General features: G+C 37.4%; 2 protein-coding genes. Both read right to left on the reverse strand.

All coding sequences use genetic code 11. The features are described 5' to 3' along the window. Positions 1 to 2,086 (reverse strand): hypothetical protein (locus NU09_RS17005; RefSeq protein ID WP_207209786.1); only part of this gene is annotated, 2,086 nt, incomplete at its 3' end. Positions 2,087 to 2,306: 220 nt separating this feature from the next. Beyond that, complete coding sequence (locus NU09_RS17010; protein WP_129752510.1) at positions 2,307 to 3,527, reverse strand: DUF4856 domain-containing protein; 1,221 nt, start codon at positions 3,525 to 3,527, stop codon at positions 2,307 to 2,309. Positions 3,528 to 3,725 lie beyond the last annotated feature (198 nt).

A 3,725-nucleotide genomic window follows, 5' to 3' on the forward strand; every position in this document is an offset into this window, starting at 1 on the left:
AAACGTAGTCAGTGATAGGGGCGGGTATTGTGGGTAAAGGATTAACCGTTAGTTGCACCTCACCTATTGTATAACAATCAGTTGTTGTTCCATCCTCAACAAACCTCACATATATAGTTTGCGAATTTGGTACTGTATTGGTAAATAAAGGCTGTGACTGTGGATTAATGTTATTTTGTGCATCTGTTAAAGATAAATGCACTGTAGCCATAAGATTAGCCTGATTATTTTCCATCTCTGCAATGGCTGGTGCTAAATCAAACTCGGCAATACCATCATTAGAGGCATCATCACAAAGCTCTAATGGTGTTGCAGGCATTAGCAGCGGCGCATCATTAATTATAATGCTTGCCACACTACTACCTTCAATAAGGCAGTTCTCAAAATCTTCAGCCACCGTATAGGTTATATCATAAGTTCCCGGGCTACTATTTAAAAGATCAATTACACCTGTATCAGGATCAATTGTCACGCCTGCAGGTGCTGTATAAACACCTCCCGTAGTAAATCCTGTTTCCGGAGTTGGTGATGCAGAAATGTCACTTGTACATACCGCAGCGGGTAAAGTAAAATCTGTAACAGGAGAAACTGCCGGATTAACAGTTACTACCAAAGGATAAGCTGGCGACTGACATCCCTGATCAGACTCCTGAAGCACATAGTAGGTTGTTGTACCAATTACTGACGTGTCTGGTGTTGGAGCATCAGGCAACTGATTACTGTTAAGATAATATATCATAGTATACCCAGGCTGATCTACAGGTATATCAATAGGTACAGCCGTTTGGTTCTGGCAATAAGTTATATTTGGTATTACCGGATCCTGCGGATAAGGGCCTGTAAAGGATATTTCAATAGTACTTGTACAATACTGAGTAGTCCAGTCGAAAAAATAAGAACCTGAAGGCCCGAAACCTGAAATCTGAACATTATTTGCAGAAGTGTCTGAAATTGTAACTGCAGAGGGGTTATCTGCATGGGCAGACCATGTCCCAACTCCTGCAGCTTCCAAGTCGGCAACAATATCACCACACCCCAAATAATAAGGGTTTGGCGTAATAATACCATTATCAGCCGTAAAACTGATAGCATCAAGGTAGTTACCCACACTGGCACCTCCAACACTCGAAACCGACTGCAGTATAAAACGGGTAACTGTTTGTCCCACAGGAACTGTATATGTCCCTGTATTATAACTCCATGCGGTATTTCCTGTTGAAACAGGAGGGCCTACGTTTACGTAAGGACCTCCGGGAGGACCAGCCAATAGCTGACAGGTATCAGTGCCCTGACGGCCTCTGTGTGCAAATCCATAATTAAATACCGTTGTCTGAGGGGTTTGATAATCCTGATAAACCCCAGATACAACATTGGCATTCAGCTCTATAAACTGTGTCCCGCTATAGGCAGGTACATTCTCATAATTGGGCTGCTGCCAGAATTCGATCATCTCATCAGAAGCTGTAGTTCTCCACCCCTGTACTACATTGTGGTTTACAAAAGTTGGAAAATTAGACCAAACCAAATCAGGTAATTCAAAGTCGTAATTATTAGTCGTTATCAAACACTCCGTCTGATTGTTGTTTGATGGCGGTGGTGGTGTTGTTACACAAACAAGAAAAGTATTTATGGTACTTGCCGTTACGGTATTAAAATAAATCCTAACCTTATAAATAGTACCTATAGTAAGTCCTGACGCATTTACAACATTATTCTGACTACAATATAGTTGCGAAAGTGTTGTACAATCTCCCTCATAAACAACGATAACCATTGGTTGTGGTGAGCCCGAAAAATTTGAAAGTGCAATGGTATGCGCTGTAGAAGTAGCCGTAAACTGGTACCAAACATCAGCACTGTTAAGTGCCGTACAGGTGGTTCCCTGTGTAGAAACGGTAGCTTGCGTAAAGCTGGCGGTACTGCCTGCCGCGCAAATTTCTGTAGGATTGACAGTTAATGTAGTTGCCCCTGAACAATCGTCGTTTACAGGTGGCGGGAGCCGTTTTTCATTTAAGTTATAACCGTAATTATAATTGAATAATAAGAGTAAAAGTGCACAAAAGGTATAAGTAATTCTTCCCATCATATGGATTTTTAACTAGCTAGTATATAAAAAGGTCCAAATTAATAAATATTCATACTGATTAACACAAAAAAAGGATGAAAATAAATCTATTTGCTATTTCGCTAAAAATAGAACCAAACTTTTATGATAAAAACATTTAAAAAGAGATATACCCTACCGATTAAAAACAGGAAAAGCTGCAATACTGCAGCTTTTCCTGTTTAATATTATTATAAGAATTTTAGTGACTTCCGCCTTCTGTAATTGCTTCTTCAATTGTGAATCCAAATTTTTGAGATATTTCAAGCATTATATCATCTATCGCTGATGCTGTATATGATGCATCCCAAAAACCATTTTCTCCTGCTAAAAGACTCTCCAACATTCCATTTACTTCAGTTCCGTTAAAGTACGGAGCATTTGTATTTGGATTATTAGTAAAACGTAATCCGGCTATAAAACCATAACCTTCAGACAGTGCATGGAAAGCTTTTATTGTTACTACATTATCTTCAGAAAGAAGTTCTTTACCTTCATTTAAATAATATACCGCTCTAACTGCTCCAATTACAGAAAGGTTTTCTTTAATAATTTTTATCTGCTCGTTACGGGTAGTATAGTCCTTATTTATTATAGCTGCCCTACCTTTAATAAATGCATTTTTGATATTATCTGATATCCCTTCAAAGTACGGATTACCATTTACGGTATTCATATAACTTTCCCAAAAATATCTCTTTGTACTACCGTCAGTATTGATTGTTGTATATCCAAATACATAACCATAAGCCTCATCCCATTTGTGCTCCATGGTAGTGTAGTTTTTACCTTCTTCTAAAGTTCCTGCATCATTAGCAGATTTGGTTTCATCAAGAACAGTCAGGCTTAAATAGTTATTAAGTGCCTGATCCATAAAACACGCACCCATTAAACCTTTTATAATTGCCTGGTTAATCTCCAAACCTTTACCGTTTACAAGTCTTTTACCAGCATCAACAGACCCCATTACACCCGGTGTTCCTGTAGTTTCATATTGAGCTGCTACCTCACCCATCTCAGTAAATAAGGCATCAAAAGTCATTTTTATTTCATTAGCTTCAACCGAGTTAGTCGCAAAATAATCTGCAGATGCGGCTGTTTTATTTCTTAACTGTTTTCCTGAAACATTCAAATCTTCTTCAGAAAAAGGATTATTTGTATTTGAGAACATGTTTGATACTTTCTCTGAATCGAAAGTAGGATAACCTGCCTGATTTTTAGAATAAGCATCAAATTCTACAAGCATTTTTATTCTTTGTGTCTGTCCTGTAAAATCTACTGAAGATTCTCCGTTTCTTTCAAATACATACTCTGTAGGCACATTGTAAGATGGCCCGCTTACATTATCATCATCGTTTGAACACGACACCAATGATAAGGTAACAAATGATAAAGCTGAAAATAAAATAGTCCTTAATTTCATGTTTTCTATTCTGAATTAATTGTTTGTTTTTCGGACGCAAAAATAAAACTTTAAAACAATAAAAAAACAATTATTTGTAAATAATCTAAATAAAATATAGCCTCCGATTTTATATCATCTGCATTAAACAAAAAGCCTGAGGTAGTTTCCTCAGGCTTTTTTATCATTTATTTATTGTCTTATCTCTTCAGTGAGAAG

Origin of the sequence: Flavobacterium beibuense (assembly GCF_004151245.1) — a bacterium.
GTDB classification, from domain to species: Bacteria; Bacteroidota; Bacteroidia; order Flavobacteriales; family Flavobacteriaceae; genus Flavobacterium; species Flavobacterium beibuense_A.